Origin of the sequence: Citrobacter sp. Marseille-Q6884 (genome assembly GCF_945906775.1) — a bacterium.
Lineage (GTDB): Bacteria > Pseudomonadota > Gammaproteobacteria > Enterobacterales > Enterobacteriaceae > Citrobacter.
In genome coordinates, this window is record NZ_CAMDRE010000001.1 from 1,007,026 (window position 1) to 1,032,050 (window position 25,025).

26 protein-coding genes are annotated in these 25,025 nt (G+C 46.4%); 11 read left to right on the forward strand and 15 right to left on the reverse strand.

Annotated elements, in window-relative coordinates; translation table 11 throughout:
• Positions 1 to 2 precede the first annotated feature (2 nt).
• Both rfaC and N7268_RS04830 read left to right on the forward strand, forming a co-directional pair.
• Positions 3 to 956, forward strand: a complete 954-nt coding sequence (gene rfaC, locus N7268_RS04825; RefSeq protein WP_260861961.1) for a lipopolysaccharide heptosyltransferase RfaC — start codon at positions 3 to 5, stop codon at positions 954 to 956.
• Positions 957 to 998: 42 nt separating this feature from the next.
• Positions 999 to 2,243: an O-antigen ligase family protein gene (locus tag N7268_RS04830; protein WP_260861962.1), complete on the forward strand. Its 1,245-nt coding sequence runs from the start codon at positions 999 to 1,001 to the stop codon at positions 2,241 to 2,243.
• 34 nt (positions 2,244 to 2,277) lie between these two features.
• On the opposite strand, the gene N7268_RS04835 is transcribed toward N7268_RS04830, so the two are convergent.
• The 7 genes from N7268_RS04835 to rfaQ are packed head-to-tail and all read right to left on the reverse strand — an operon-like array spanning position 2,278 to position 9,265.
• Entirely contained in the window at positions 2,278 to 3,063 is a 786-nt protein-coding gene (locus N7268_RS04835) for a glycosyltransferase family 25 protein (RefSeq protein ID WP_260861963.1), read from the reverse strand.
• 26 nt (positions 3,064 to 3,089) lie between these two features.
• Positions 3,090 to 4,103 (reverse strand): glycosyltransferase family 8 protein, encoded by a 1,014-nt coding sequence (locus N7268_RS04840; protein WP_260861964.1) that lies wholly within the window; start codon positions 4,101 to 4,103, stop codon positions 3,090 to 3,092.
• 51 nt (positions 4,104 to 4,154) lie between these two features.
• On the reverse strand, positions 4,155 to 5,171 hold the full coding sequence (waaO, locus tag N7268_RS04845; RefSeq protein ID WP_260861965.1) for a lipopolysaccharide 3-alpha-galactosyltransferase: 1,017 nt from the start codon (positions 5,169 to 5,171) through the stop codon (positions 4,155 to 4,157).
• A 5-nt stretch (positions 5,172 to 5,176) separates the two neighbouring features.
• Positions 5,177 to 6,265, reverse strand: coding sequence for a lipopolysaccharide 1,6-galactosyltransferase (waaB, locus tag N7268_RS04850; RefSeq protein ID WP_260861967.1), 1,089 nt, complete (start codon positions 6,263 to 6,265; stop codon positions 5,177 to 5,179).
• Between the two features lie 18 nt (positions 6,266 to 6,283).
• Positions 6,284 to 7,081: a lipopolysaccharide core heptose(I) kinase RfaP gene (gene rfaP / locus N7268_RS04855; RefSeq protein ID WP_260861968.1), complete on the reverse strand. Its 798-nt coding sequence runs from the start codon at positions 7,079 to 7,081 to the stop codon at positions 6,284 to 6,286.
• The gene (locus N7268_RS04860) at positions 7,074 to 8,198 is read right to left on the reverse strand and encodes a glycosyltransferase family 4 protein (protein WP_260861969.1); all 1,125 of its coding nucleotides are present in this window, start codon (positions 8,196 to 8,198) and stop codon (positions 7,074 to 7,076) included. Before N7268_RS04860 ends, rfaP begins: the two co-directional genes overlap by 8 nt.
• Positions 8,195 to 9,265, reverse strand: coding sequence for a lipopolysaccharide core heptosyltransferase RfaQ (rfaQ, locus tag N7268_RS04865; RefSeq protein WP_260861970.1), 1,071 nt, complete (start codon positions 9,263 to 9,265; stop codon positions 8,195 to 8,197). The genes N7268_RS04860 and rfaQ overlap by 4 nt, the downstream gene beginning before the upstream one ends.
• A gap of 397 nt (positions 9,266 to 9,662) precedes the next feature.
• On the opposite strand from rfaQ, the gene waaA reads away from it, so the two are divergent.
• Both waaA and coaD read left to right on the forward strand, forming a co-directional pair.
• Positions 9,663 to 10,940, forward strand: coding sequence for a lipid IV(A) 3-deoxy-D-manno-octulosonic acid transferase (gene waaA, locus N7268_RS04870; RefSeq protein ID WP_260861971.1), 1,278 nt, complete (start codon positions 9,663 to 9,665; stop codon positions 10,938 to 10,940).
• Positions 10,941 to 10,948: 8 nt separating this feature from the next.
• Positions 10,949 to 11,428: a pantetheine-phosphate adenylyltransferase gene (coaD, locus tag N7268_RS04875; RefSeq protein ID WP_260861972.1), complete on the forward strand. Its 480-nt coding sequence runs from the start codon at positions 10,949 to 10,951 to the stop codon at positions 11,426 to 11,428.
• A 16-nt stretch (positions 11,429 to 11,444) separates the two neighbouring features.
• On the opposite strand, the gene mutM is transcribed toward coaD, so the two are convergent.
• The 4 genes from mutM to radC form a co-directional block, all read right to left on the reverse strand.
• The gene (mutM, locus tag N7268_RS04880; RefSeq protein WP_198906919.1) at positions 11,445 to 12,254 is read right to left on the reverse strand and encodes a bifunctional DNA-formamidopyrimidine glycosylase/DNA-(apurinic or apyrimidinic site) lyase; all 810 of its coding nucleotides are present in this window, start codon (positions 12,252 to 12,254) and stop codon (positions 11,445 to 11,447) included.
• Between the two features lie 98 nt (positions 12,255 to 12,352).
• Positions 12,353 to 12,520 carry a 50S ribosomal protein L33 gene (gene rpmG / locus N7268_RS04885; protein WP_003024094.1) on the reverse strand — a complete coding sequence of 56 codons (168 nt, stop codon included), beginning with the start codon at positions 12,518 to 12,520 and terminating at the stop codon, positions 12,353 to 12,355.
• Between the two features lie 20 nt (positions 12,521 to 12,540).
• Positions 12,541 to 12,777, reverse strand: a complete 237-nt coding sequence (gene rpmB / locus N7268_RS04890) for a 50S ribosomal protein L28 (protein ID WP_003024071.1) — start codon at positions 12,775 to 12,777, stop codon at positions 12,541 to 12,543.
• 272 nt (positions 12,778 to 13,049) lie between these two features.
• Entirely contained in the window at positions 13,050 to 13,715 is a 666-nt protein-coding gene (gene radC / locus N7268_RS04895; RefSeq protein ID WP_260861973.1) for a RadC family protein, read from the reverse strand.
• A 170-nt stretch (positions 13,716 to 13,885) separates the two neighbouring features.
• On the opposite strand from radC, the gene coaBC reads away from it, so the two are divergent.
• The 3 genes from coaBC (at position 13,886) to slmA (ending at position 16,255) form a co-directional block, all read left to right on the forward strand.
• Positions 13,886 to 15,106 carry a bifunctional phosphopantothenoylcysteine decarboxylase/phosphopantothenate--cysteine ligase CoaBC gene (gene coaBC, locus N7268_RS04900; protein WP_260863527.1) on the forward strand — a complete coding sequence of 407 codons (1,221 nt, stop codon included), beginning with the start codon at positions 13,886 to 13,888 and terminating at the stop codon, positions 15,104 to 15,106.
• Positions 15,084 to 15,542, forward strand: coding sequence for a dUTP diphosphatase (gene dut / locus N7268_RS04905; RefSeq protein ID WP_198906917.1), 459 nt, complete (start codon positions 15,084 to 15,086; stop codon positions 15,540 to 15,542). Before coaBC ends, dut begins: the two co-directional genes overlap by 23 nt.
• Positions 15,543 to 15,658: 116 nt before the next feature.
• Positions 15,659 to 16,255 carry a nucleoid occlusion factor SlmA gene (gene slmA / locus N7268_RS04910; RefSeq protein WP_260861974.1) on the forward strand — a complete coding sequence of 199 codons (597 nt, stop codon included), beginning with the start codon at positions 15,659 to 15,661 and terminating at the stop codon, positions 16,253 to 16,255.
• Between the two features lie 82 nt (positions 16,256 to 16,337).
• On the opposite strand, the gene pyrE is transcribed toward slmA, so the two are convergent.
• Both pyrE and rph read right to left on the reverse strand, forming a co-directional pair.
• Positions 16,338 to 16,979, reverse strand: coding sequence for an orotate phosphoribosyltransferase (pyrE, locus tag N7268_RS04915; protein WP_198906915.1), 642 nt, complete (start codon positions 16,977 to 16,979; stop codon positions 16,338 to 16,340).
• Positions 16,980 to 17,042: 63 nt separating this feature from the next.
• On the reverse strand, positions 17,043 to 17,759 hold the full coding sequence (gene rph / locus N7268_RS04920; protein WP_260861975.1) for a ribonuclease PH: 717 nt from the start codon (positions 17,757 to 17,759) through the stop codon (positions 17,043 to 17,045).
• 125 nt (positions 17,760 to 17,884) lie between these two features.
• Between rph and N7268_RS04925 the strand changes: the two genes are divergently transcribed.
• Positions 17,885 to 18,748, forward strand: a complete 864-nt coding sequence (locus N7268_RS04925) for a YicC/YloC family endoribonuclease (RefSeq protein WP_260861976.1) — start codon at positions 17,885 to 17,887, stop codon at positions 18,746 to 18,748.
• A gap of 106 nt (positions 18,749 to 18,854) precedes the next feature.
• On the opposite strand, the gene N7268_RS04930 is transcribed toward N7268_RS04925, so the two are convergent.
• Positions 18,855 to 20,567, reverse strand: coding sequence for a PilZ domain-containing protein (locus N7268_RS04930; RefSeq protein ID WP_260861977.1), 1,713 nt, complete (start codon positions 20,565 to 20,567; stop codon positions 18,855 to 18,857).
• Between the two features lie 931 nt (positions 20,568 to 21,498).
• On the opposite strand from N7268_RS04930, the gene N7268_RS04935 reads away from it, so the two are divergent.
• Complete coding sequence (locus N7268_RS04935) at positions 21,499 to 22,116, forward strand: trimeric intracellular cation channel family protein (RefSeq protein WP_260861978.1); 618 nt, start codon at positions 21,499 to 21,501, stop codon at positions 22,114 to 22,116.
• Here the strand turns inward: N7268_RS04935 and ligB are convergent.
• On the reverse strand, positions 22,113 to 23,792 hold the full coding sequence (gene ligB, locus N7268_RS04940) for an NAD-dependent DNA ligase LigB (RefSeq protein WP_260861979.1): 1,680 nt from the start codon (positions 23,790 to 23,792) through the stop codon (positions 22,113 to 22,115). The two genes, N7268_RS04935 and ligB, sit on opposite strands and share 4 nt — an antisense overlap.
• Positions 23,793 to 24,053: 261 nt before the next feature.
• Between ligB and gmk the strand changes: the two genes are divergently transcribed.
• Entirely contained in the window at positions 24,054 to 24,677 is a 624-nt protein-coding gene (gmk, locus tag N7268_RS04945; RefSeq protein WP_005122601.1) for a guanylate kinase, read from the forward strand.
• 54 nt (positions 24,678 to 24,731) lie between these two features.
• Entirely contained in the window at positions 24,732 to 25,007 is a 276-nt protein-coding gene (gene rpoZ, locus N7268_RS04950; RefSeq protein ID WP_000135058.1) for a DNA-directed RNA polymerase subunit omega, read from the forward strand.
• Positions 25,008 to 25,025 lie beyond the last annotated feature (18 nt).

Below are 25,025 nucleotides of genomic sequence, written 5' to 3' on the forward strand. Positions count from 1 at the left end.
GGATGCGGGTTCTGATCGTTAAAACGTCGTCAATGGGTGATGTGCTGCATACGTTGCCTGCTTTGACGGATGCACAACAGGCGATTCCGGGTATTCAATTTGACTGGGTAGTGGAAGAAGGGTTTGCCCAAATTCCCTCCTGGCATGCGTCTGTTGACCGGGTGATCCCCGTCGCCATCCGCCGCTGGCGTAAAGCATGGTTTTCTGCCCCGATTAAAGCAGAACGCAAAGTCTTCCGTGATGCGGTACGCCTGCAGCAATATGATGCGATAATCGACGCGCAAGGTCTGGTAAAAAGCGCGGCTCTGGTTACACGCCTGGCACGCGGCGTAAAGCATGGTATGGACTGGAGCACGGCCCGCGAACCTCTGGCGAGCCTTTTTTATAACCGTAAGCATCACATTGCCAAACAGCAACATGCCGTTGAACGTACACGCGAACTGTTTGCGCAAAGTCTGGGATATACCAAACCACAGTCACAGGGTGATTATGCGATCGCGCAGCATTTCCTGACTGACCTTAGTGCCAATTCGGGTCAATATGCGGTATTTTTACACGCCACAACGCGAGAAGATAAGCACTGGCCGGAAGCGAACTGGCGTGAACTCATTGGTCTGTTAAATAACGCCGGAATACGGATTAAGCTCCCCTGGGGAGCACCTCACGAAGAAGCACGGGCCAAAAGACTGGCAGAAGGTTTTTCGTATGTTGATGTTCTTCCACGGATGACTCTTGAAGAGGTCGCTCGCGTACTGGCGGGGGCAAAATTTGTGGTGTCGGTTGATACCGGATTAAGCCATTTAACCGCCGCACTGGATCGACCAAACATAACGCTGTATGGCCCAACAGACCCTGGGTTGATTGGGGGCTATGGGAAGAATCAGACGGCATGTATTTCACAGTCTCATGATCTTAAAGATACTCATCCTAAAGATATACTTGAGTTAGTAAAATAGATATTAATATATTTAACCAAATACATTGTGGACGTTCATTGTATGATAAATAGAAATAACGCCGATAATATACTGTATTCAACAACTATGGGACTGTGCTTACTGGCGTTGTTGTTTCTGCCATTCCAGCAAGGTTATGCATTAAAAACACTAAGGATAGCCGGAGAAATTGCACTACTGGCTATTATAATCTCACCAAAAAAATATTTAAAAACCGAACAAAAATATATAGCCCTTAGCTTGTTGGCGCTGTCTGTTTTATCATTCCTATGGTTCAGGATATATAAAACCCCAGATTCTGAATACGTGGGTGCTTATATGAACTATCGCGACTGGAGTCTGGCAGGGCTATTTACAGCATTTGTCATCCCTGTCGTCACCAGTATGAGGGAACGCTCTGAAAAGATAATGAAAAACGTTCATCTTTTCATTGCTCTGTTGGTTAACCTGATATATATAATATATGCGTACTATCAATTTTTCATTCTAAATGAAAGCAGAGCCACCTTATCATTAGCATACGGACCAAATGCAACTGGTGCAGCTTACACAATTACTTTTATTTCATTGTATGCGTTAATTGCGATATCAACTGTTGTCACAAGATTTCGATTATCGTTGTTGATAATTGTTAGTTTTGCCAATTTTATTGCAATAGCCGCAACAGGTACAAGAGCTGGGATTATTGTATATCCAGTAATTATTGTATTAACTCTTTGGAACGAACTAAAAAAACACAGTAAGAAAACCAGAAAGATCTGTATCTACTCTGTAATTGCATTCTCGATGGCATCAGGCGCGTTACTTTATAAGCCAATTATGGAGAGAGTGGACAATTTAAAATCAGACATAGCTCAATATAACGAAAATAATAGCGTGACATCTGTCGGTGCCAGATTTGCTATGTATAAAACAGGTCTCGAATCTTCGTATAATAATTACACAGGCCAATCGCTTGAAGAACGAGGATATAAAATAAAAAAAATTGTTGAGGATAATAAAGAACTATCCGGAGCACTTTTATATCTCAACACTCATCTTCATAACCAAATGATTGACACACTATCAACAACAGGTTGGTTAGGTGTAATATTGAATGTCCTGTTTTTAATTTCAATAATTACATTTATACATAAGAAGAGTATGCCGTTAATGTATGCTTATGTGGTGGCATTTGTACTATATGGCTTAAGTGATATTTTGGCATACGCGATCCCTGTCCCACTTGCATGGTTGTTAACCTTGGCCTTAGTATGCTCATTAATTAATGATAAAGAAAAAATCTAAAAAAAAGCCAGAATTATAACATTCTGGCTTTCAACTATATGAAACTACCAAGAAAAACTCTAACCCTGTATCGCCATACTAGCAAATTGGAAACTAAGCGATTTCTTTTTTTCACTTTAGTATTTTTCGTTTTATTAATACGGCTATTTTCCAGATGTGAGTTTGATGCATTAACTAGTGGGTGAGAGACTATATCACAAAAATAAATATCATTAATTACACCATTATCTAATAGTATTTTTCTATCATCTATTAAATAAAAGCCATGAGTAGAGAGTAATGACAAAGCTCGTTGGCAGTATTGTCTATCAACAATATAACAGCAGGTCCGTGTCACTTTGTGCTTCTTATATGTTGCCTTACGAAATCTAACCGGTCCAATGTTTAAAACATCAAGTAAGCTTAAACCAAAAAGCTGATAGTCAGAAGTTCCCTGTTGTCCACCCAGTACATAAGTACACCCCCCCTTGAGGATATCCGTTGATTGGGAAAGTGTCTGTACTATGGCAGCTAACCGGGAATCAAATGTGACATCATCTTCAAGTATAAGAGCCCACTTGTAATCGTTATCTAATATTTTTTGATACACACAGAGATGACTTAATGTACAAGCCATTTCTGGCTCAGTCATTTCACCATATACTTTTGCTGAATTTATGGAGACATTTCTTTTTTTATCTTGAAATAGTTCGCTCCGATAATCAACTGCATCAAAAAATTCATAGCTAATATTTGCGTTGGCAAGAAGTTTCGAGATTTTATCTCTTCGCTCTACATCACTCTTAAGAGAGATAATAAAGACAGGAAGGTTATTATTCATAAGTATCGTATTCACTGTATTACAGTCTAATTAAAAATCTTAATTTTTTGATATAAAAATAACGAATAAAAAGCTTTTATATAATGCCTCTGATAGAGGTAGTGTTTATACTCTTCTTTATACTCAGGTTTCGTCTTTGCCTTTAAGTACTTATCATTTTTCCATGGTGTTAACTCATAAACGGTTCGGAAATAGCTTGATGCATCATATCCGCCCCATTCATGCCATGGTTTCGTGACACCTGTATAATGAATAAAAACAGTTTTACCTGTAATATATTTTTTATAATTACTTTTATCTTTGCATTCAAACTCAGACTTCAACGGGTAAATTGCATTATATATTCTATCAAGATAGATCAATCGCCCGCGGAAAACAATATTTAATGCATCTTGATCAGGATATTTTAAATTATCGCTTTCATTTCTTATCAGCGAAAATATTTGATCAGAGATGTTTTTTTCTTTCCACTGTCGCAAGTTAGCAAAAATAACACCGGAATTAAAGTAGTTACCCTGAAAATTAATTTTCAATCGCTGCTCATTCCTTTTCTGTGTAGATTCAACATCAGGAATAACCGCAGCAAATTTATCCCCCAAATCCAACTCTTCTAACTCTGTAATCTCATTTTTACAAATTACATCAGAATCAAGATAGAGGAGCGCGTTTATGCTCTGAGAGAGATAATCAAATGCCAATAACCGATAATATATCGACAATGGCCATATCGCACTTACCGGCAATTTATCGAGTATTTTCTCATCAACCGTATAGATATTAATAGGGGCATCGTACTGCTCCGATATTAATTTCAAGCGCTGGGCATATTCTTCTGATATTGAATTAGTAAAAATATGAAAACAATAATTTCGTTGTCTTTGTTTATTATGTTCAAGAATAGATGCGATAGAAATTGCAGCTCCCATCTGGTAATTAATATCAGTACCATACGCAATATTAAAATACTTATCTTGACCCTGTAATAAATCACTCTTAGTAAATGAATACTCTTTCTTAATATATTGTGTTAATACATCCATATTTTCCACCCAAAAGAAATCAATCAAATCGTTGAAATCGAGATTACCAAATTACTTGATGATTGCTTTTGCTTTATACGCATAGTATTTACCCCAACAAAGAAGAGCTTGAGTGAATTTTTTCTGTTTCATAAAATGCTTAGCGGCATACCGACTTTGCACTGTATTTTGAGGATCAAAAAGTTTTGTGCTCTGCCATGGTGAAGCATCTTTTGCCTGATAGAAAAATGTTGATATCGGGTAGTCTCCCCAAGAATGCCAGGGCTTCGTTGGCCCAATATAGTGCACAAGGACCGTTGAGTCTTGCACTGGGTTTGTAGTGATATCTTTCAATTCGTAGTTAATACTGTATTGGGTATTAAATTTTTTATCTATGAACTTGATTTTACCGGTTAGCAAAATGTTCAAAACATCTTGATCAAAATGTGTAATTTTGTTTGTGATATCTTGATCATTTAGCAGAACAATAGCATTTGAGGATATTTTTTGAGCCGCCCATACAGGAGGCTGAATCAATAGAAAACCGGAATTAAAATACCCATCAACGAGCCCTGGTGTTGATAAATGTTCTGCCCGTCGCTTCCACCATTTTTCATCACCTTCAGCAACAACAGCAGCAATATCATCAGGAGCGAAGTTGAATTCAATTAACTCTTGAATGCTTCCTTTACAGGCAATATCAGCATCAAGATACAGAATTCTATCAAGTTTATCAGAAAAGTAATCAGCAATAATAAACCGGAAATAGATCGCATGAGACCAACTTCTTGTGCTAGGAAGTGCTTTTAGCGTATCTCCGTTTATTATGTATATAGAAATTCGAGTCTTATATTTTTTAGCCAACATTTCAAATTTTTCACGGTAATCCTCTGAAAAATAGTCCGTGAACACATGAAAAGCTAGTTTCTCTTGTGAATTATGAATCAAAACAGAGGTAATCGAAATGCCACACCCAAACAAGAAATTCTTGTCCAATCCATAACAGATATTAAAGCATTCTGCCTCATCGTGCCCAGAATAATTATAATCTATTTGAGAAAGGATAAATCTATTATCATTTAAATACATACGATTTACTTCTCACTTTTATGAGCTACGGATAAGATCGTCTCATTCATATTTTTATAATATACAGAATCGTAAAACCCGGATATTGATTCTTTGATTTCATTCGCGGACATAGTAAGAGGATCAGAAATAATTTTGTTTAATAGCATAGTGAATTCAGTTAGGTTACCAGGTGGATATAAAAAGCCATTTATGCCGTTCTTAATTATATCTTCGGGACCAGACTCACAATCAGAACTGATACACGGTATGCCATATGACATGGCTTCTAGCAATGTCATAGGGAATCCTTCAAAGGATGAGGTTAGTAATAATGCACTAACATATCTGATTTCATTTCTTACCAGGGACCAGGGATCTGATTGCCAACCATGCCAGGTAATATGATTATCGATGTTAAGCTCCTGAGCATAATTCTGGCACTTAACAAAATCTGAACCATCGCCGATGGCATGAAGCCTCCATTTTCCGTTCACATTTGAAAGACCATCAAGTAGATCTTTTATTCGTTTCTGCCCTTCAAATTTCATACGACCGATATAGAGGAAAGTTGTTATCTCCTCTTTACCTGGAGATGGAATTGTTACTTCTTTTCTGGAGACTGGATTATATATGAGACTGATTGAGTCTTCTGGCACACCTCTTGCGATCATCTGCCGTTTAATACCAGAACTGATTGCCAGATGATGATCAGCATAGACTATGTTCTCAGCATGCTTTTTGTGATCAAGAGAAAAATGAGGCCATGAAAAAAATTTGAAGTTTATGCCTGATTTCATTCTGGCCTTACTGGCCAGAAGACAGGATAAAACATCAATACAAATAATAATATCAGGATTGTGTTCTTGAAGCCATTTGCTAAAATCAGAAACTAGCTTCCTTCTTCTGAAAAAAGTAATTTTTTGGTTAGCAAATGAATACTCAACATTAATTCCGTGCAACCAATCCTTATCCATTTTGTCATTTCGACAAAAAAAGAAAATGCTACATTCATCAGGCTGACACTTACCCTGAAGAGTACTAATGACATTTTTAATAACTGTCTCCATACCACCGAATCCGGAAACAGCTTCACCGACGAAGGTTATTTTCATAAATTTTTTTATTATGAGTTAAAGAGATTTCCGTTGTGTACGTTCACGAATTTTTTCAGCTTTTATCTCTGTTTGAGCCAGCAATTTTGCTTCCCGAGACAGCACATCCCGCAGAGGTAAACCAAAGTACGTTTTCATAAAACGGAAAATGTCGCGCTGGGTCAGACCAATATTCATTGATGAAAAATAGAGTCCAATCAGATCTTTATCACGCCAGCGGCGAGGAACCTTAGTACGAATCTGCGCACGATGTAGGTCAATGACAGAAATCTTTAAATCATCCTGATGGCCACTGAAGGGCAGATGCAGCAAAAAATGGCAGATATAGCAATCCCGATGGTTGATACCGCCAGCATGCATTTTTCTTACCATCATCGCGACGCGCTTAATGATCATCCGCTTAACGTTGATATCAGGAGGATTCATCGCCCAATCGGTACAATAATCTTCCAGACTAATCGTTGGTGTCAGATCCTCTGTAATAATGAACGACGTTCTGGTCAGAGGGTTCAACCCCTTTTCACCAAAACCGACGCCATGCATTGTATCTACACCTAAATGGCTAAGCCGGTGAATAGCATTCCACTCTCGATCCGCACCTAAAACAGGCATACGAAGCGAAAGCAAATTTTTCACGATCTCTTTGAGAGAAGTCCCCCGATGCCATTTGAGAAAATAGCTTTTACCTGCTAGTTCAAATCGCAAAGTCCGGCGGGTTTCCAGTTCTCTGAACACTTCACCCTGTAATATTTTGACTTCCTCAAAAGCATCTTTGCCGCGCCAAAGCGTGGTCAACGGCTCTTTCAGCTCAACCATTCAAACCACCTGTAATGAGGTCTGCCGCTTTTTCCGGCAAACTATACAAATCCTGTGTATCCGCATAATGTCGTGCATTTTCCGCCCACGCAGCACGTAATGAAGATTGCGTCAGCGCTTCGCATAATACCTCGTTCAACATGTCCTGCCGAAAGGGCTCTTCAATCACCACACCACAATTTGCATCTTCAATATAGTGCGCATATCCACATACAGACGATGTCAGAACTGGCAACCCGGCAGTAATTGCCTCCAGTAACACAATACCCGCAGCCTCCTGGTATGCCGGATGCAAGAGTAAATCGGCAGCAGCCATTAATTCTGCGACATCATTACGCCCAGAGAAAAAATGAACATTAGCCCGGACACCATGCTTTTCCGCCAACGCTTCAAATTTTCGCGGTTTATCCTGCCCGACAATAAACAACAACGTATTAAGCCGTAGGGTTTCGGGCAGAGATGCCAGCGCTTCAATAGAACGATCCACCCCTTTACGCGTAAAATCTGATCCCACCTGAAGTAATAAATGCTGCTGCTCCGTTATGCCGTTTTTCTGACGGTAGACTCCGCGGCTGTTCGGGATCTGTTGAGTATATTTTCTGTCTGGATAAATCCCCGGGGGGAGAATATGAAAGCGCCCAGCCTCAGTCTTATAATGCTTCTGGAAATCAGCAATCTGCTTATCGGTTAGCATCAATAGCTGCGTCGGTTTACCCTGCTCAAACGTCGCGCGTTCAAAAGCGGCATAGTGACGATAACGTGATGTTAAACGGTAAAAAAAACCTTTTTCTTGCGCTACTTTCTCGGCATAGCAAACGTCAGCAGCATAGTAAACGTCCAGCCCCGGCATTTTATTAAATCCAACAACCCGATCGACAGGGTTTTGGAGCAAATGAGCCTGGACCCAGGAATAATATTCCGCATTCCGTCCATGATTCGTCCGAGACCTTACCGGCACAATAATCAGCTCAAAAATGTCAGGACATTCACCTTCCCAGGATTGTGTGTAGACGCGAACATGGTGACCACGTGTCGCGACAGTTTGAGCAATGCGCATAAAATCCCGCTGCAAGCCACCAAATGGGAAATATTTATATAAACAGAAAGCGACGATCATAGTGGTACGTCCCGGATGTCGGTTTGCATATTTTGCGGTAACATTTTTTCCGTAGCAGCAATCACATCCTCGGCGGGAATAACGGAAAGGTATCTTTTATTCCGGTCGAGCTCGTTTCTCTTTGGCATAGGATGATAATTCCCCGCCCAAAACTGAATAATATTGTCAGTCCAGGGTCGCCAGAAAACATGATCGGTAGCACCAAACAGGCATATCACTGGCGTTTTTACCGCTGCAGCAATATGGCCCGGTGCAGAATCGACACCAATGAAGAGATCCGCATGGTCAATCAATGCCCCCAACTCAGGGAAGCTGGTTTTACCCGCAAGTGCTGTAACAGGCCGGATTTCGCATGCCTGTGCAATTTCGTCCACGCAAGCCAGGTCATCAGCCGAAGGGCCAGACGTCAGAATAACCTCATACCCACGGCGATGTAGGGCATCAATAACACGAGAAAATTTGTCGTTGTCCCAGCATTTAAATAACTGCCTTGCGGTTGGTTGAACAACGACATAGTGCCCTTTGACACCCAACGCATCCAAATCTTTACGAATTTTCTGCCAGTGCTCAGTAGCGTAGCTCATGGTGGTATCTTGATAAAAATCAGTGATACCTAAAGGCTCCAGTACAGACAAATTACGTTCAACAATATGAGTACCGTGAACAGGAGCTAAGTGTGTGAAGCTATTTTTCCAAAAACCATGCTGTCGATGGTCATAACACTGTGAAATTTTCATACGAGCAGAAAGGCAACGTACAATTACTGCCACCATCCACTGATCGGTGAGATTGACGACAAGGTCATACTGGTTGGCACGCAATGTTTTGATCAGTGAAAGGGCATTTTTAATCTTATCTGCGATTTTTACCCCCTTATTACTGATCCCATAAAGCGCATTAATTTCAGGGTTCTCAGACAAAATGGGGATAGTGTCCTGATAAAGAAGCACGTCGATTTTAGCATCAGGATAATTCTGCTTTAGCGTACTAATAACAGGAGTTGTTAATAACATATCTCCGTGAAAACGCATTTTTATGACCAGGATTTTTCGAAATGGCTTATCCACAAGCGACTCTTTTGTTGTGATTGTCTGGTTAAGTTAAGCAGAAAAAAAGCACGCTACCGCCCCAGGCTCAACAGCTACCTGAACGCTGATACCGCACTCATTTTTAGACGATAGTGTATCACTTCTTTTGTGATGATCCGACTCGAATAATTTTTGAGCTAATTATTGATTTTATCAAATAAAATCAATAAGTTGTAAATAAAAATATTTCATCTTTCTGCTACGCCAGATGACATTATCGGGAAGTATCAACTGAAAGTGCAAACATACAAAAATTGTTACTTCCCGCTGACAGTCTCGGGAAAGAAGCCTATTTAGGTCGAAAACAGGAAAAATGATGGTAAAGCCATAGTTAAATACATAGAATCCCCAGCACATTCATAAGTCAGCTATCATTATGCTTGAATTGCTTTACACCGCCCTTTTCTACCTTATTCAGCCCTTGATCTGGATACGGCTTTGGGTGCGCGGACGTAAGGCTCCGGCCTACCGTAAACGCTGGGGTGAACGCTACGGCTTTTATCGTCGTCCGCTGAAATCAGGCGGCATTATGCTTCATTCCGTTTCCGTGGGCGAAACGCTGGCGGCGATCCCTTTAGTTCGTGCACTACGTCATCGTTACCCAGACCTGCCCATCACGGTAACCACGATGACGCCAACCGGTTCCGAGCGCGTACAATCTGCTTTTGGTACGGATGTTCAGCACGTCTATCTTCCTTATGATTTACCGGATGCCCTGAACCGTTTCCTGAATAAGGTTGACCCCAAGCTGGTGTTAATTATGGAAACCGAGCTCTGGCCAAACCTGATTGCTGCGCTACATAAGCGCCATATTCCTCTGGTCATTGCCAACGCACGCCTTTCTGCCCGCTCGGCTGCCGGCTATGCGAAATTGGGTAAATTTGTTGGCCGGTTACTGCGCCGCATTACGCTGATTGCCGCACAAAATGAAGAAGATGGCGCACGCTTTATTACTCTGGGCGCCAAAAGCAATCAGGTCACCGTAACGGGCAGTCTGAAGTTTGATATTTCCGTCACGCCACAGCTGGCCGCTAAAGCCGTTACGTTACGCCGCCAGTGGGCGCCACATCGCCCGGTATGGATTGCAACCAGTACGCATGACGGTGAAGAAAGCATTATCATCGCTGCACACCAGGCGTTATTACATCAGTTCCCGAACCTTTTACTGATTCTGGTTCCCAGACACCCGGAACGTTTCCCGGATGCCATTAACCTCGTACGCCAGGCTGGACTAAGCTATACCACACGGTCCTCAGGCGAAGTTCCTTCTGCCAGTACCCAGGTCGTTATCGGCGATACCATGGGCGAGCTGATGCTGCTGTACGGCATTGCTGACCTTGCTTTTGTCGGCGGTTCGCTGGTTGAACGCGGGGGACACAACCCGTTAGAAGCCGCAGCACACGCTATTCCAGTACTGATGGGGCCGCATACCTTTAACTTTAAAGATATTTGTGCCCGCCTGGAGCAAGCGAGTGGGTTGATCACCGTCACCGATAGCCCGACGCTGGTGAAAGAGATCTCATCTTTGCTGACCGATGCCGATTATCGTAATTTCTATGGTCGTCATGCAGTTGAAGTGCTGTATCAAAACCAGGGCGCGCTACAGCGTCTGCTGCAGCTGCTGGAACCTTACCTGCCACCCAAAACGCATTGAGGGTTGTCATGCAAAAACGGGCGATTTATCCAGGAACTTTCGATCCCATTACTAACGGCCACATTGATATCGTAACGCGCGCAACGCAAATGTTTGATCACGTTATCCTGGCAATTGCCGCAAGCCCCAGCAAAAAGCCAATGTTTACGCTTGAAGAGCGCGTGAAGCTGGCACAGCAGGCCACTGCGCATCTCGGCAATGTGGAGGTTCTGGGATTCAGCGACTTAATGGCAAACTTCGCCCGCGATAATCAGGCTAACATACTGATTCGTGGCCTGCGTGCCGTGGCCGATTTTGAATATGAAATGCAGCTGGCGCATATGAACCGCCATTTGATGCCTCAACTGGAAAGCGTCTTTCTGATGCCTTCCAAAGAGTGGTCATTTATCTCGTCATCGCTGGTTAAAGAAGTCGCCCGTCACCAGGGCGATGTGACCCACTTTTTGCCAGAGAACGTGCATCAGGCGTTAATGGATAAGCTGAAGTAAACGTCTGCCATTAACCTTATTTCTGACAGCGGCGGCAGTAGAACGTCGTCCGCTGGGCATGCTTTGTGGCGACAACGGGTGCGCCGCATGCACGACAAGGCTCGCCTTCCCGCCCATAGACCTGCAACTCTTGTGCAAAATAGCCCGGCTTACCATCACTTTGCAGGAAATCCTTCAGCGTCGTCCCGCCCTGCTCAATAGAGCGCAGTAAAACCGCCTTAATGACGCGTACCAGCAGCTCACACTCCGTTTTAGACAGTGACGATGCCAGACGGTCAGGATGGATGCCAGCCGCAAAGAGCGACTCGCTGGCATAGATATTACCGACACCGACCACCAGCTTGTTATCCATCAGCCAGGGTTTGATCGCCGTTTTCTTCTTCGCACATTTCTGCTGGAGATAATCGCCGTTGAAATCCTCGCTCAGCGGCTCAGGACCGAGATGGGCGAGAACATTGTGTCCTTCCAGCTCTTTCGTCCACAACCAGGCGCCAAAACGTCGGGGATCGGTGTAACGCAGGACTTTGCCATTACTCATCACCAAATCGACGTGGTCATGCTTTTCTGCCGGAAGCTCTTCAGGAAGGATACGCAGACTGCCCGACATCCCCAGATGAATGATAATCCAGCCATCCGGTAACTCCAGCAGCAGGTATTTTGCGCGACGCTGTACGCTCAGCACAGGCTTATCGCTAAGACGATAAATCTCTTCTGATACCGGCCAGCGCAAACGCCCGTTCCTGACGTTGGCGTGCAAAATGGTTGCCCCTACCAGATGAGGTTCAATACCACGGCGACTGGTTTCCACTTCAGGTAATTCAGGCATAGCATCTCCGGCGGTTTATCATGTCTTATGAATATGGGGGCGGCCAGAAAACAAAAAACCCCGCCGAGGCGAGGTTTTTCGTGACATCGAAACTAAAATTATTTGATTTTAGCTTCTTTGTACAGTACGTGCTGACGGACAACTGGATCGAACTTTTTCAGTTCCAGTTTTTCCGGCTTAGTACGTTTGTTCTTCGTGGTGGTATAGAAGTGACCAGTACCAGCAGAAGAAACCAGCTTGATTTTCTCACGAATACCTTTAGCCATGATTTATTTCCTCTAAGTACTTAGTACTTTTCGCCACGGGCACGCAGTTCAGACAGAACTGTTTCGATGCCTTTCTTATCAATTACACGCATACCTTTAGCAGATACACGCAGGGTGACAAAACGCTTCTCGCTCTCAACCCAAAAACGGTGAGAGTGCAGGTTAGGCAGGAAACGGCGTTTAGTCGCGTTCAGTGCGTGGGAACGGTTGTTACCGGTCACCGGACGCTTGCCAGTAACTTGGCAGACTCGGGACATGTCTATTCTCCAAAAATCAAATTAGCTCGAGCTTCGTATGGGGTATTGGCGCCTCGTCAGGCTTCTCAGCCCGGTTATCGCAGTTCAATACACTTAACCGTTCATACCGCATCATTGAACGCCGAATGAATGATTTCATGTATTCGCGAACTCTCGATTGCCAGGCCCAAATGCCAAACCCGAGATTCTCAAAGGTGGCGTAGTATACGCTGAGTCAGCGATGTGCTCAAGTCCCGAACAGACAAAGATCCCGATGGATCGCGTAAAGTGCGTTAAATCCAACCACGTTCCGCAAAAGAAACGTACTCTCCACGCCCAATTATCAGATGATCAAGCACCCGGATATCCATGAACTGACAGCATTTCACCACACGCTCGGTGATGAGTTTATCTGCTTTACTCGGCTCTGCACACCCCGAAGGGTGATTATGCGCAAGGATCAACGCTGACGCATTCATTTTTATTGCCTCACGGACAATTTCTCGTGGATGCACTTCGACATGGCTAAGCGTACCGGAAAAAAGTTTGCTGTGATTAATGACGCGATGCTGTGCATCCATAAAGATCACCAGGAAGATCTCCCGCTCTTCTTCCGCAAGCTGGCTTTGCAGAAACTCTCGCGCCATTTCCGGGCTAAGTATCGCACTTTCCTCTATCACCCGGACGTTGTAGTAACGTCTTGCCAGTTCGGCAATTCCCTTAAGTTGCGCATATTTCGCGATACCAATGCCCTGAACGTGGCTAAATTCTCTGTAATCAGCCGACAACAATCCATACAGCGAACCAAAATGCTGCAGCATCTCTTTCGCCAGCGTAAGCACATCAGTCCCCCGCAATCCGGTGCGTAAAAAAAGCGCCAGTAATTCGACGTCCGTCAGCGATCGGATCCCCAATTTCATCATTTTTTCCCGGGGCATCAAACATCCTGTATTTTTCATGCTTCCCCTCCGTTAGCGCCCGCATGGTGGCATAACGCTCGCACCGAATCGACGCTCTGTTCTCACTTCTTCGTAGCGCCTCGCAAAGTGGAGTACCGTCAAAAGCACGACAAATGGCGGATTGTGATAAAATATCCGCCTTCTGGTGTAACCCAACAGGAAAGATCATGATGAGCCTGGCCGGTAAAAAAATCGTACTTGGCGTCAGTGGCGGCATTGCTGCCTATAAAACCCCTGAGCTGGTGCGTCGTTTACGGGAACGTGGCGCAGACGTCCGTGTGGCAATGACCGAGGCGGCAAAAGCGTTTATTACTCCCCTGAGCTTACAGGCGGTTTCGGGTTATCCCGTTTCCGACAGCCTGCTTGACCCCGCTGCGGAAGCCGCGATGGGCCACATTGAACTGGGAAAATGGGCAGATTTGGTGATTCTTGCCCCTGCCACTGCAGACCTGATTGCCCGCGTCGCCGCCGGTATGGCGAATGATCTGGTTTCAACGATCTGTCTGGCAACGCCAGCGCCTGTTGCCGTTCTGCCAGCCATGAACCAGCAGATGTACCGCGCCGCTGCGACCCAGCATAACCTGGGCATTCTCGCTTCGCGGGGTTTGCTCATTTGGGGACCCGACAGCGGCAGCCAGGCATGTGGCGACGTCGGTCCTGGCCGCATGTTGGATCCGTTAACCATCGTGGATATGGCGGCTGAACATTTCTCGCCTGTCAACGATCTGCAACATCTTAATATCATGATTACTGCAGGCCCGACGCGCGAACCGCTTGATCCCGTACGTTATATTTCCAACCACAGTTCTGGAAAAATGGGATTCGCTATCGCTGCCGCCGCGGCAAGACGCGGCGCGAACGTCACGTTGGTGTCGGGTCCCGTTTCACTCGCCACTCCGGCATTCGTACAGCGCGTAGATGTGATGACGGCACTGGAAATGGAAGCCGCCGTGCAATCTGCCGTGCAACAGCAGCAGATTTTTATCGGCTGCGCCGCCGTTGCGGATTATCGTGCAGAAACTGTCGCCAGTGAAAAAATCAAAAAGCAGGCGACGCAGGGTGATGAATTAACAGTAAAAATGGTCAAAAACCCGGACATTATCGCCGGCGTTGCCGCACTTGATGTTAACCGTCCTTTTGTTGTTGGGTTTGCCGCCGAAACAAATAATGTGGAAGAATATGCCCGGCAAAAACGTATCCGCAAAAACCTTGATATGATCTGTGCGAACGATGTTTCGCTGTCTACTCAAGGGTTTAATAGCGACAGCAACGCATTACACCTTTTCTGGCAGGATGGAGATAAAGTCTTACCGCTTGAGCGCAAAGAACTCCTGGGCCAATTATTACTCGACGAGATCGTGACCCGTTATGATGAAAAAAATCGACGTTAAGATTCTGGACCCGCGCGTAGGGCAACAATTTCCGCTCCCGACGTACGCCACCACTGGCTCCGCCGGGCTTGACCTGCGCGCCTGTCTTGATGACGCCGTAGAACTGGCTCCTGGCGCAACAACGCTGGTGCCGACCGGGTTAGCTATTCATATCGCCGATCCCTCACTGGCAGCAGTGATGCTCCCGCGCTCCGGGCTGGGCCATAAACACGGTATCGTACTGGGCAATCTGGTCGGTTTGATTGATTCCGACTATCAGGGGCAACTGATGGTATCGGTCTGGAACCGTGGCCAGGACAGCTTCACGATTGAACCTGGTGAGCGTATTGCACAGATGGTCTTTGTACCGGTCGTGCAGGCTGAATTTAATCTGGTGGAAGAGTTTGAAGCCACCGATCGTGGCGAAGGTGGCTTCGGCCATTCCGGGCGTAAATAACCCGTAGAGAAGTATCCCACAGCGCAATAACGCAATAACATACCGCAAACAGTCGTTTGCGGTCGCTGTGTGGATGCCTGCCTGGCAAGTGCTTATTTTCAGGGGTATTTTGTAACATGGTAGAAAAGCAAACTGCGAAAAGGAATCGTCGCGAAGAAATACTTCAGTCTCTGGCGCTGATGCTGGAATCCAGCGATGGAAGCCAACGCATCACGACAGCAAAACTGGCGGCCTCTGTTGGCGTTTCCGAAGCGGCATTGTATCGCCATTTTCCCAGCAAGACCCGCATGTTCGATAGCCTGATTGAGTTTATCGAAGACAGTCTGATTACCCGTATCAATCTGATTTTGAAAGATGAAAAAGACACCAGCGCACGTCTGCGTCTGATCGTACTGCTGATTTTAGGCTTCGGTGAACGTAATCCCGGCCTGACGCGTATTCTGACCGGTCACGCGCTGATGTTTGAGCAAGACCGTCTGCAAGGCCGTATTAACCAGCTTTTTGAGCGCATTGAGGCACAGTTGCGCCAGGTTCTGCGGGAAAAAAGAATGCGTGAAGGCGAAGGTTACGCCGTCGATGAAACGCTGCTGGCGAGCCAGTTACTGGCTTTCTGCGAAGGTATGTTATCTCGTTTTGTGCGCAGCGAATTTAAATACCGTCCAACAGACGACTTTGACACCCGCTGGCCGCTCGTTGCCGCTCAGTTGCAGTAACACGGTTGCCGGATGGCGGCTTCGCGCTATCCGGCCTACATAACCTGTAGGCCCGGTAAGCGTAGCGCCACCGGGCAATGACTTAGACCCCGAACTCTTCCCGATACGCCCGTACAGCAGCCAGATGCGCCGCCATTTCCGGCTTCTCTTCCAGATAGGTAATCAGGTCTTTCAGGGTAATGATCGAAATCACCTTGCAACCATAATCGCGCTCGACTTCCTGGATTGCAGAAATCTCGCCACGACCACGTTCCTGACGATCAAGCGAAATCAGAACCCCAGCCAGGGTCGCGCCATTGGCCTGGATTATTTCCATCGACTCGCGAATCGCTGTGCCGGCAGTAATCACATCATCCACCAGCATAACCCGCCCCTGCAGCGCGCTGCCAACCAGGTTACCGCCTTCACCATGGGTCTTCGCCTCTTTACGGTTAAAGCAGTACGGTAAATCCTTATCGTGATGTTCCGCCAGCGCAACGGCTGTTGTCGTGGCAATGGGAATACCTTTATACGCTGGGCCAAACAGCAAATCGAAATCAATACCGGAATCCACCAACGCTTCGGCATAAAAACGACCTAACAGTGCCAAATCGCGCCCGGTATTAAACAGCCCGGCGTTGAAGAAATAGGGGCTTTTGCGCCCGGATTTCAGCGTAAATTCGCCAAACTTTAATACCTGCTTGCCAAGCGCAAACTCAATAAACTGGCGCTGATACGGTTTCATGGATTCGCTCCTCATCTCACTTTATTACGGACAAAAAAAAGGGCGACAACGTCGCCCTTAAAATCAATTTTCTAACGCCGCCTTCTGCGTCGCTACAATGGATTCGATTCCCCCTCGGGCCAATGCCAGTAGGGTGAGTAGTTCTTCATGGCTGAACGGCTCGCCTTCCGCCGTACCCTGCACTTCTATAATGCGACCATCTTCCGTCATCACGACGTTCATATCGGTTTCTGCCGCAGAGTCTTCAACGTACTCCAGGTCACAGAGCGCTTCTCCCCCCACAATACCGACTGACACTGCCGCAACCATCCCTTTCATTGGGTTGGTTTTCAGCTTACCGCTTGCGACCAGTTTGTTCAGTGCGTCAGCCAGCGCAACGCAAGCGCCGGTAATGGATGCTGTACGTGTACCGCCATCAGCCTGAATAACATCGCAGTCCAGCGTAATGGTGAATTCACCCAGCGTTTTCAGGTCAACAGCAGCACGCAGCGCACGTGCAATCAGACGCTGAATTTCCATGGTGCGGCCGCCCTGCTTACCTTTTGCCGCTTCGCGTGCGTTACGGGTATGCGTGGCGCGTGGCAGCATGCCATATTCTGCGGTGATCCAGCCCTGGCCCTGACCTTTCAGAAAACGGGGTACGCCTTCATCAATAGAGGCGGTGCACAGCACTTTGGTATCACCAAATTCGACCAGCACGGAGCCTTCAGCGTGTTTTGTATAATTACGGGTCAGGGTAACGGGACGCACCTGATTGGCACTACGACCTGCTGGACGCATGATAAAATCTCCGGCTTGAAACGAATGTGGCTGCGCATTATACGGACTTCCGACTGTTATTCCTATCCTGACAAGACATGGATGGCTATAATCCCTCCATCTCATCTTTAAAAACAGGAACGTCTATGATCCGCAGCATGACCGCCTACGCCCGGCGTGAAATCAAGGGTGAATGGGGTAGCGCAACCTGGGAAATGCGCTCGGTAAACCAGCGTTATCTGGAAACCTATTTCCGCCTGCCGGAGCAGTTCCGTAGCCTTGAACCCGTTGTACGCGAACGCATCCGTACGCGCCTGACGCGCGGTAAAATCGAATGTACGTTACGTTTTGAGCCTGACGCCAGCGCGCAAGGTGAGCTGATTCTGAATGAAAAACTCGCTAAACAGCTCGTTACCGCAGCAAACTGGGTCAAAATGCAGAGCGATGAAGGTGAAATTAATCCGGTTGATATCCTGCGTTGGCCGGGTGTAATGGCAGCCCAGGAGCAAGATCTGGATGCGATTGCCGCCGAGATCCTTGCCGCGCTTGACGGCACACTGGATGACTTCATTGTTGCGCGTGAAACCGAAGGTCAGGCACTGAAAACGCTGATTGAGCAGCGACTGGAAGGCGTCAGCGCCGAAGTGACGAAAGTCCGTGCGCATATGCCGGAAATCCTGCAATGGCAGCGTGAGCGTCTGGTGGCCAAACTGGAAGACGCACAGGTTCAGCTGGAAAATAACCGTCTTGAACAAGAGCTGGTGCTGATGGCGCAGCGCATTGACGTGGCAGAAGAGCTGGATCGTCTGGAAGCTCACATCAAAGAAACCTACAACATCCTGAAGAAAAAAGAGGCGGTCGGCCGTCGTCTGGACTTTATGATGCAGGAGTTCAACCGCGAATCGAATACCCTGGCGTCCAAATCCATTAATGCTGAGGTCACTAATTCTGCGATTGAGCTGAAAGTATTGATCGAGCAAATGCGCGAGCAGATCCAGAACATCGAGTAACGTTTCACGCACTCTCGCATCGCCTCAAGAAAAAACCACCTGCCTCACAGGTGGTTTTGATCATGCCATCCGCAGATAATACACGAATACGGCAAGGCGCTATCCGTTAAAGGCCATAATCCGCAGGGTTGATAATATTCTCAATATAGCCAATCTGCGACAAATCGCTTTTCGAAATAATAATATTCAGATTCTCATCGGGAAATCTTAAATTTTTGACAATATTAACGTGTTCTGGCTGCCCTTTACTCCCGGTATCCATAATCCATGCCAGAAACCCACCCGAGAATTTAGCAAGACACCCAATGGGGTATAATCCATAAAGCTGAATATAGGAACACAAAAACATCTTGTCGTAAGCGGAACTTAATTTATTAATTTTCTTGTAAGCGTCAATCGGTAACAGGGGTAAATCACCATTGCGCGCGTGCGTTAGCGTATCAATGATTTTTATCACTGAAGCCAGCCGAACTTTTGAAGATAGCTGTGCGCAGTGTTTCCCTGCCGGATAACCACTGCCATCAAGGCGTTCGTTGATATTATTAATAATATCCCGACAGGCGACCGATGGTTCCCATCCCAGCTCTGTAAATTTATTATTGAGTACCGCCACATGACTTTTAAGCCTGCTTTTTTGTGACGGATTCATATTGATTTTAAGTGAAGGGATCTCCTTACTCACCAATAAGAGTTTTCCAAGATTGTGCAATAGTGCGCCAAGAATCACTTCTCGTAGGTCGGGATCGTGTGGGTCCCAGAGCAACAACATATCGCATAATCTGCCTGCAACCTGGATGGAATGCCTGACCCAATCAGGTTCATTGCGCAGCAACGACAATGCATACAGGAATGCTTTGCGATCCTTCATGACCAAATAGCGTAACGTATCGGCACAGTCGTAGAATATTGCTGCGGGGAAGGCATGCTGGGTCTTCATATGCATCAGCCCCACCTGAATTTTATGCGCAATTTCCATTACACCTCGCTCCATAGGCGTCTGCCGGGAGATTTTTTCACCTTCCTGGTTTTCTTTCAGAACCTTGCTTTTTTCTTTCATACCGGCCACAAACAGCGAAGAGGACGAGTGGGCTTTGTCACTAGCCCCTGTGCGAAAAATAACTTCCCTCTCCAGTTCATTAACGGCGTGAAAAATTGCCTCATTCTGGGAGGGTAATAAATTGATAAACTGCAATCCAACCGCCGCATAGCCGTTATTGCCTAGTGGACGCATATGGCAAACTTTTGCTTCGGAAATAAAGCACTCACCATTAGGAAACTCCAGTATTAATGAAGGAACCTGCTGGCCTATTTCCAGGTGCAAGCTATCCGAGAGCGCAATATCAATCAGACAGCCCCCGGTAGAAAGATTACTCAACTTAGCCGTTATCGTGAAATCACTGGAATAAGCGCTAAGGCGCACTCTTGTTTTGATACCTAAAATCAACGGAATACGGATTGAACTTCGATTTTCTTTTATCAGCAATGATGGCGGAAGCTGGCATTCCAGACGATAAAATGCCGTATTTTTGCTGACAATCTTAAACGTCAAATGGCTAAGGCTGTACACTTCACGCTCAATGAACGTCAGTTCTTTTATCGTTTCAATATCAAAACAGATCGCTTCGCAATCAATGTATTGCTCTATCTCTGAGTCTGGACAGGCGACATCCAGAACAACCGTTCCGGTATGAACATCTAACGTGAAAAGTTCGGCCTGTAACGCGTAGGGCATGTGCGGCGAAAACAGCGATATCTTATGAGGTCGCTGAAGAATAGAAAAGATCACCCTTGCGGAAGGATTTTTGTGTTGAATATCCATATTATACTCTTCTTGGTATGTAATGGTTAATATAGCCGCACAGTGATTTTATTGGGCATTAACACCTGACTTCACTTTAAAATAAGTAACAGACCTGAAGCAGGCCGCTGATAATAAGCTATGGAAATCTGCTATATCGAATGACATAGTTATTATTGTTTAAAATTTAAACTCATGAGCCCTTCGCTAAGGAAACAATATTGAAAAAGAATTTTAAATACAAGCGGTAAAAATAAAATGATTAACGTTTTTAAACTAAACCGAATGACTGATGATATATTTATCCTATTTTGTTATTAGCTATTTTCAATATCCATCTGGAAAGTTATTTTCATCATACAAATGTGCTAACGATAAATTTGTTTCTAATTTACTCTAAAAATAAATGCAACCATCGGTTTTATGTGATGAACAGCAAGAATACCGATTTTTTGAATCGTAACGGTAATACTGTGCGAAGACAGATATCGGATACCAGCGCAACATAGAATGTCCATTTTTGGTCTTGTTTAACGTCGTCTTTTGTCGCGCAAGATACGAAAAAGATAAGCATTATTATATCAATGCCCTCAGTGATGAGAGTATTGATGATGCTGTTCTAAAGTTATGTATCAGGCACTCAAGGTCGTTCGCGTCGGGCGTGCGAATGGCGGTATAAGGCCTCTGTAATGAGCACGACAAATGACACGGTGGTGAGCAAACGGCCAAAAAAGAGATAAGCCATTCCGATCAAAGCACAAAGCATCGCCCACCAAATTACATTTTCTCATCGAGAATGATGATAAATTATCAAACAATGTGCATACCACATGGCAATTTCAACAAATTCACATTAGCTGTATTTATCAAAAATGGTTCACCTTAGAAAATCTCAATCGTGACATTGCGCACAAATAGTTAACCTTAACCCCAGCCAATCAAGGGGGAAGGCATGCTGTTACACGTTTTATATTTAATTGGTATTACTGCTGAAGCCATGACAGGTGCGCTTGCAGCGGGTCGTCGCCGTATGGATACATTTGGCGTCATTATTATTGCCACCGCGACAGCCATCGGCGGCGGATCCGTACGCGACATTCTTCTCGGCCACTATCCGCTTGGCTGGGTAAAGCATCCTGAGTACGTTATTATCGTAGCGGCCGCAGCAGTACTGACCACGATTATTGCTCCCGTCATGCCCTACCTGCGTAAAATATTCCTCGTACTGGATGCGCTAGGCCTCGTGGTCTTCTCTATTATCGGCGCTCAGGTTGCACTGGATATGGGGCATGGCCCGATTATTGCCGTTGTCGCTGCCGTCACTACCGGTGTCTTTGGTGGTGTATTGCGCGATATGTTCTGCAAACGCATTCCATTAGTGTTCCAGAAAGAACTGTACGCCGGGGTGTCATTTGCCGCTGCCGTGCTTTACATCGTGCTGCAACATTATGCCTCCAGTCACGATGTGGTGGTTATTTCTACTCTGCTATTTGGTTTCACCGCCCGATTGCTGGCGCTGCGCCTGAAGCTAGGATTGCCGGTATTCTATTATCGTCATGAAGGCCATTAAGGCATAAAACCCGTAATACGCTGAGCAGCCAGCCAGTTGCTCAGCGCTATGATCTCCCGATTCTCCAGCCACTGAACCACCAGCCGCACCCGACGCGCGCCCATTGACGGAAGCTGTTGCCAGCCCTTTTCATCACGCCCCCGCAATTGACGCCAGGCGCTATCACGGCTGGTATTCAGGGTTGCCTGTGTTAATGGAACCCCCATCGCAACAACCCAGCGCGTAAACGGGAGATGGCGAGACTGATTGAACTGATGCCACAGCTTCCCTCCCCGGTTTATCCCAAATGTGGACTGAAGTTGAGCCTGAGTTAGCGTGAGCCAGGAAAAGATATGCTCCAGTCGATACACCCGATGGAGCTCCCGCCAACCCGCCTCACCGATGCCCTCCAATCCCAGCACGTCTTTTGCGCCGAGCCCAACCAGCCTTGCCACAAACTGCTCCTGGCATTCCGGTGTTGCATAAAAACAGGTCAGTGAGTTAAAGCGATTGTCTGGTGGAGTGGGTTTAGTACGTTGAGTGCTACGCCAGACAACATCGTCTATACGAGGAATGCCCTGCCCGGCCAGGCTAACCAGAATATGGTCACCTGGCGCGATATCCCATTCGTTCCAGCGCCGTACAGAGCCAATATTGACACGCTGTACGCGTTTATCATCCAGCGTAACGGGAGCCAGCAACGCAACGACGGCAATCTTTCCACTCTTACCGACGGAAAATTGAATCCCTGTGACCTCAGACACCCGCGCTACCGGAGGATATTTCCATGCAGCCAGCCAGTCTCCCTGCCCAGGTAACCAGTGTCGCGCTTCCGGTTCGCTCTCTGCTCTTACGACCACTCCGTCCGTCACGAAGGGTAAGGCAGAATTCCACCAGTTTGTGCGGGCATGCTCGACCTCATCCGCATTTTTTACAGCCTGAGTATATTGCTGGGTCAGGCCGAATCCTGCATCCGCAAGCTGCTGCAACCTTTCTCGCATCACCGCCGGACCGTCGGGCCACGCCCAGATAAAAATAGCCAAAGAGCGTAGCGATTCTGGATTATCCTGCCGCATCATAATCCCAGCCGCTTTTGCGCGAGCATTCATTCCGCCGCTTTTTTGCTGGATATGTCCGCTTCGTTGTAAAAATATCTCGCCCTGCAACGTACTGTTAGCAAGCAGACCTTTAGTGGTTCGTGGTATTGACGGGATCTGGCGCACCTTGCTCGTCCAGTCTTCTCCTGTTAACCCATTGCCGCGACTGATGGCTCTGACCAGCTTGCCGTCCCGATAGACCAACGTAACCGCGACGCCGTCCACCTTCGGCTGCACCCAGAGATCGCAACGATTACGCATCCACTGCCGCACCTCTTGTTTATCGGCAAGTTTGCGGACACCCGTATGAGGAACGGGGTGTGATGCCGTCCCGCTTATCGGTGGCGCAGACAGATCCGTAGATGAATTCTCGCCAAAACAGCGCTGCCATTGGATGAGTTGTGCATTGAGCTGGTCATAAACACTATCGTCTACGACACTGATGCCTTGCTTCCAGTAGCTGTCATTCCACTGTGTTATCTGCTGTTGTAGCCGTGATATTTCCTCGCTTGCCCGGACAGGCGACCAGACAGGACAAACCGCCCAGGCAGGCAAATGCCATACCAGTAAAATAAGCCCGATGCATTTCCATAGCCTCATTACCGCCTCCGCTGAACATTGTGTTGCCCGGCAGATATAGCGCAAAGCGTGATGGAAACAGAGCGGCAAAAAATCATCATGCGAACGGCTTTCCAGGGATTTTTACTTTTTGCAGTAAATCCCTGGTAAAAGAGGAAACAGGTACGCAAAACGCAATAATCATGCGCAAAAAGTGTGACAAAGGCTACGTCGCAAAGCGGCTACGTGTATAATAAGCCCGTATGTAGGCTCTCTTTCGACAATCACATACATAAGATACTCATGGCTCAAGGCACGCTTTATATTGTTTCTGCCCCCAGTGGCGCGGGTAAATCCAGCCTGATTCAGGCTTTATTAAAAACCCAACCGTTGTATGACACTCAGGTTTCTGTTTCGCACACCACGCGCGCACCGCGCCCGGGGGAAGTGCACGGTGAGCACTATTTCTTTGTGAACCATGATGAATTCAGGACCATGATTGGCAGAGATGCGTTCCTGGAACATGCTGAGGTTTTCGGAAATTACTACGGCACCTCGCGTGAGGCTATTGAGCAAGTACTGGCATCGGGTGTGGATGTCTTTTTAGATATCGACTGGCAAGGTGCGCAGCAAATTCGTGAAAAAATGCCGCATGCGCGCAGTATTTTTATTTTGCCGCCCTCTAAAATTGAGCTGGATCGCCGTCTTCGCGGCCGTGGCCAGGATAGTGAAGAGGTCATCGCAAAACGTATGGCGCAAGCTGTTGCAGAAATGAGCCATTACGCCGAATATGATTATCTTATTGTGAATGATGATTTCGATACCGCCCTGGGCGATTTGAAAACGATCATTCGCGCCGAACGTCTGCGCATGAGCCGCCAAAAGCAGCGTCATGACGCTTTAATCAGCAAACTGTTGGCAGACTGAACCCACATTCAGTATCATGCCCAGTCATTTCTTCACCTGTGGAGCATTTTAAGTATGGCACGCGTAACTGTTCAGGACGCTGTAGAGAAAATTGGTAACCGTTTTGACCTGGTACTGGTCGCCGCGCGTCGCGCTCGTCAGATGCAGGTAGGCGGAAAGGATCCGCTCGTACCGGAAGAAAACGATAAAACTACCGTTATCGCGCTGCGCGAAATCGAAGAAGGTCTGATTAACAACCAGATCCTCGACGTGCGTGAGCGCCAGGAACAGCAAGAGCAGGAAGCCGCTGAATTACAAGCCGTTACCGCTATTGCTGAAGGTCGTCGTTAATCACAAAGCGGGTCGCCC

Bases quoted from the DNA above. Each gene is read 5' to 3' on its own strand.
- rfaC (WP_260861961.1), top strand. From the start codon at position 3: ATGCGGGTTCTGATCGTTAAAACGTCGTCAATGGGTGATGTGCTGCAT.
- N7268_RS04830 (WP_260861962.1), top strand. From the start codon at position 999: ATGATAAATAGAAATAACGCCGATAATATACTGTATTCAACAACTATG.
- N7268_RS04835 (WP_260861963.1), bottom strand. From the start codon at position 3,063: ATGAATAATAACCTTCCTGTCTTTATTATCTCTCTTAAGAGTGATGTA.
- N7268_RS04840 (WP_260861964.1), bottom strand. From the start codon at position 4,103: ATGGATGTATTAACACAATATATTAAGAAAGAGTATTCATTTACTAAG.
- waaO (WP_260861965.1), bottom strand. From the start codon at position 5,171: ATGTATTTAAATGATAATAGATTTATCCTTTCTCAAATAGATTATAAT.
- waaB (WP_260861967.1), bottom strand. From the start codon at position 6,265: ATGAAAATAACCTTCGTCGGTGAAGCTGTTTCCGGATTCGGTGGTATG.
- rfaP (WP_260861968.1), bottom strand. From the start codon at position 7,081: ATGGTTGAGCTGAAAGAGCCGTTGACCACGCTTTGGCGCGGCAAAGAT.
- N7268_RS04860 (WP_260861969.1), bottom strand. From the start codon at position 8,198: ATGATCGTCGCTTTCTGTTTATATAAATATTTCCCATTTGGTGGCTTG.
- waaA (WP_260861971.1), top strand. From the start codon at position 9,663: ATGCTTGAATTGCTTTACACCGCCCTTTTCTACCTTATTCAGCCCTTG.
- coaD (WP_260861972.1), top strand. From the start codon at position 10,949: ATGCAAAAACGGGCGATTTATCCAGGAACTTTCGATCCCATTACTAAC.
- mutM (WP_198906919.1), bottom strand. From the start codon at position 12,254: ATGCCTGAATTACCTGAAGTGGAAACCAGTCGCCGTGGTATTGAACCT.
- rpmG (WP_003024094.1), bottom strand. From the start codon at position 12,520: ATGGCTAAAGGTATTCGTGAGAAAATCAAGCTGGTTTCTTCTGCTGGT.
- rpmB (WP_003024071.1), bottom strand. From the start codon at position 12,777: ATGTCCCGAGTCTGCCAAGTTACTGGCAAGCGTCCGGTGACCGGTAAC.
- radC (WP_260861973.1), bottom strand. From the start codon at position 13,715: ATGAAAAATACAGGATGTTTGATGCCCCGGGAAAAAATGATGAAATTG.
- coaBC (WP_260863527.1), top strand. From the start codon at position 13,886: ATGAGCCTGGCCGGTAAAAAAATCGTACTTGGCGTCAGTGGCGGCATT.
- dut (WP_198906917.1), top strand. From the start codon at position 15,084: ATGATGAAAAAAATCGACGTTAAGATTCTGGACCCGCGCGTAGGGCAA.
- slmA (WP_260861974.1), top strand. From the start codon at position 15,659: ATGGTAGAAAAGCAAACTGCGAAAAGGAATCGTCGCGAAGAAATACTT.
- pyrE (WP_198906915.1), bottom strand. From the start codon at position 16,979: ATGAAACCGTATCAGCGCCAGTTTATTGAGTTTGCGCTTGGCAAGCAG.
- rph (WP_260861975.1), bottom strand. From the start codon at position 17,759: ATGCGTCCAGCAGGTCGTAGTGCCAATCAGGTGCGTCCCGTTACCCTG.
- N7268_RS04925 (WP_260861976.1), top strand. From the start codon at position 17,885: ATGATCCGCAGCATGACCGCCTACGCCCGGCGTGAAATCAAGGGTGAA.
- N7268_RS04930 (WP_260861977.1), bottom strand. From the start codon at position 20,567: ATGGATATTCAACACAAAAATCCTTCCGCAAGGGTGATCTTTTCTATT.
- N7268_RS04935 (WP_260861978.1), top strand. From the start codon at position 21,499: ATGCTGTTACACGTTTTATATTTAATTGGTATTACTGCTGAAGCCATG.
- ligB (WP_260861979.1), bottom strand. From the start codon at position 23,792: ATGAGGCTATGGAAATGCATCGGGCTTATTTTACTGGTATGGCATTTG.
- gmk (WP_005122601.1), top strand. From the start codon at position 24,054: ATGGCTCAAGGCACGCTTTATATTGTTTCTGCCCCCAGTGGCGCGGGT.
- rpoZ (WP_000135058.1), top strand. From the start codon at position 24,732: ATGGCACGCGTAACTGTTCAGGACGCTGTAGAGAAAATTGGTAACCGT.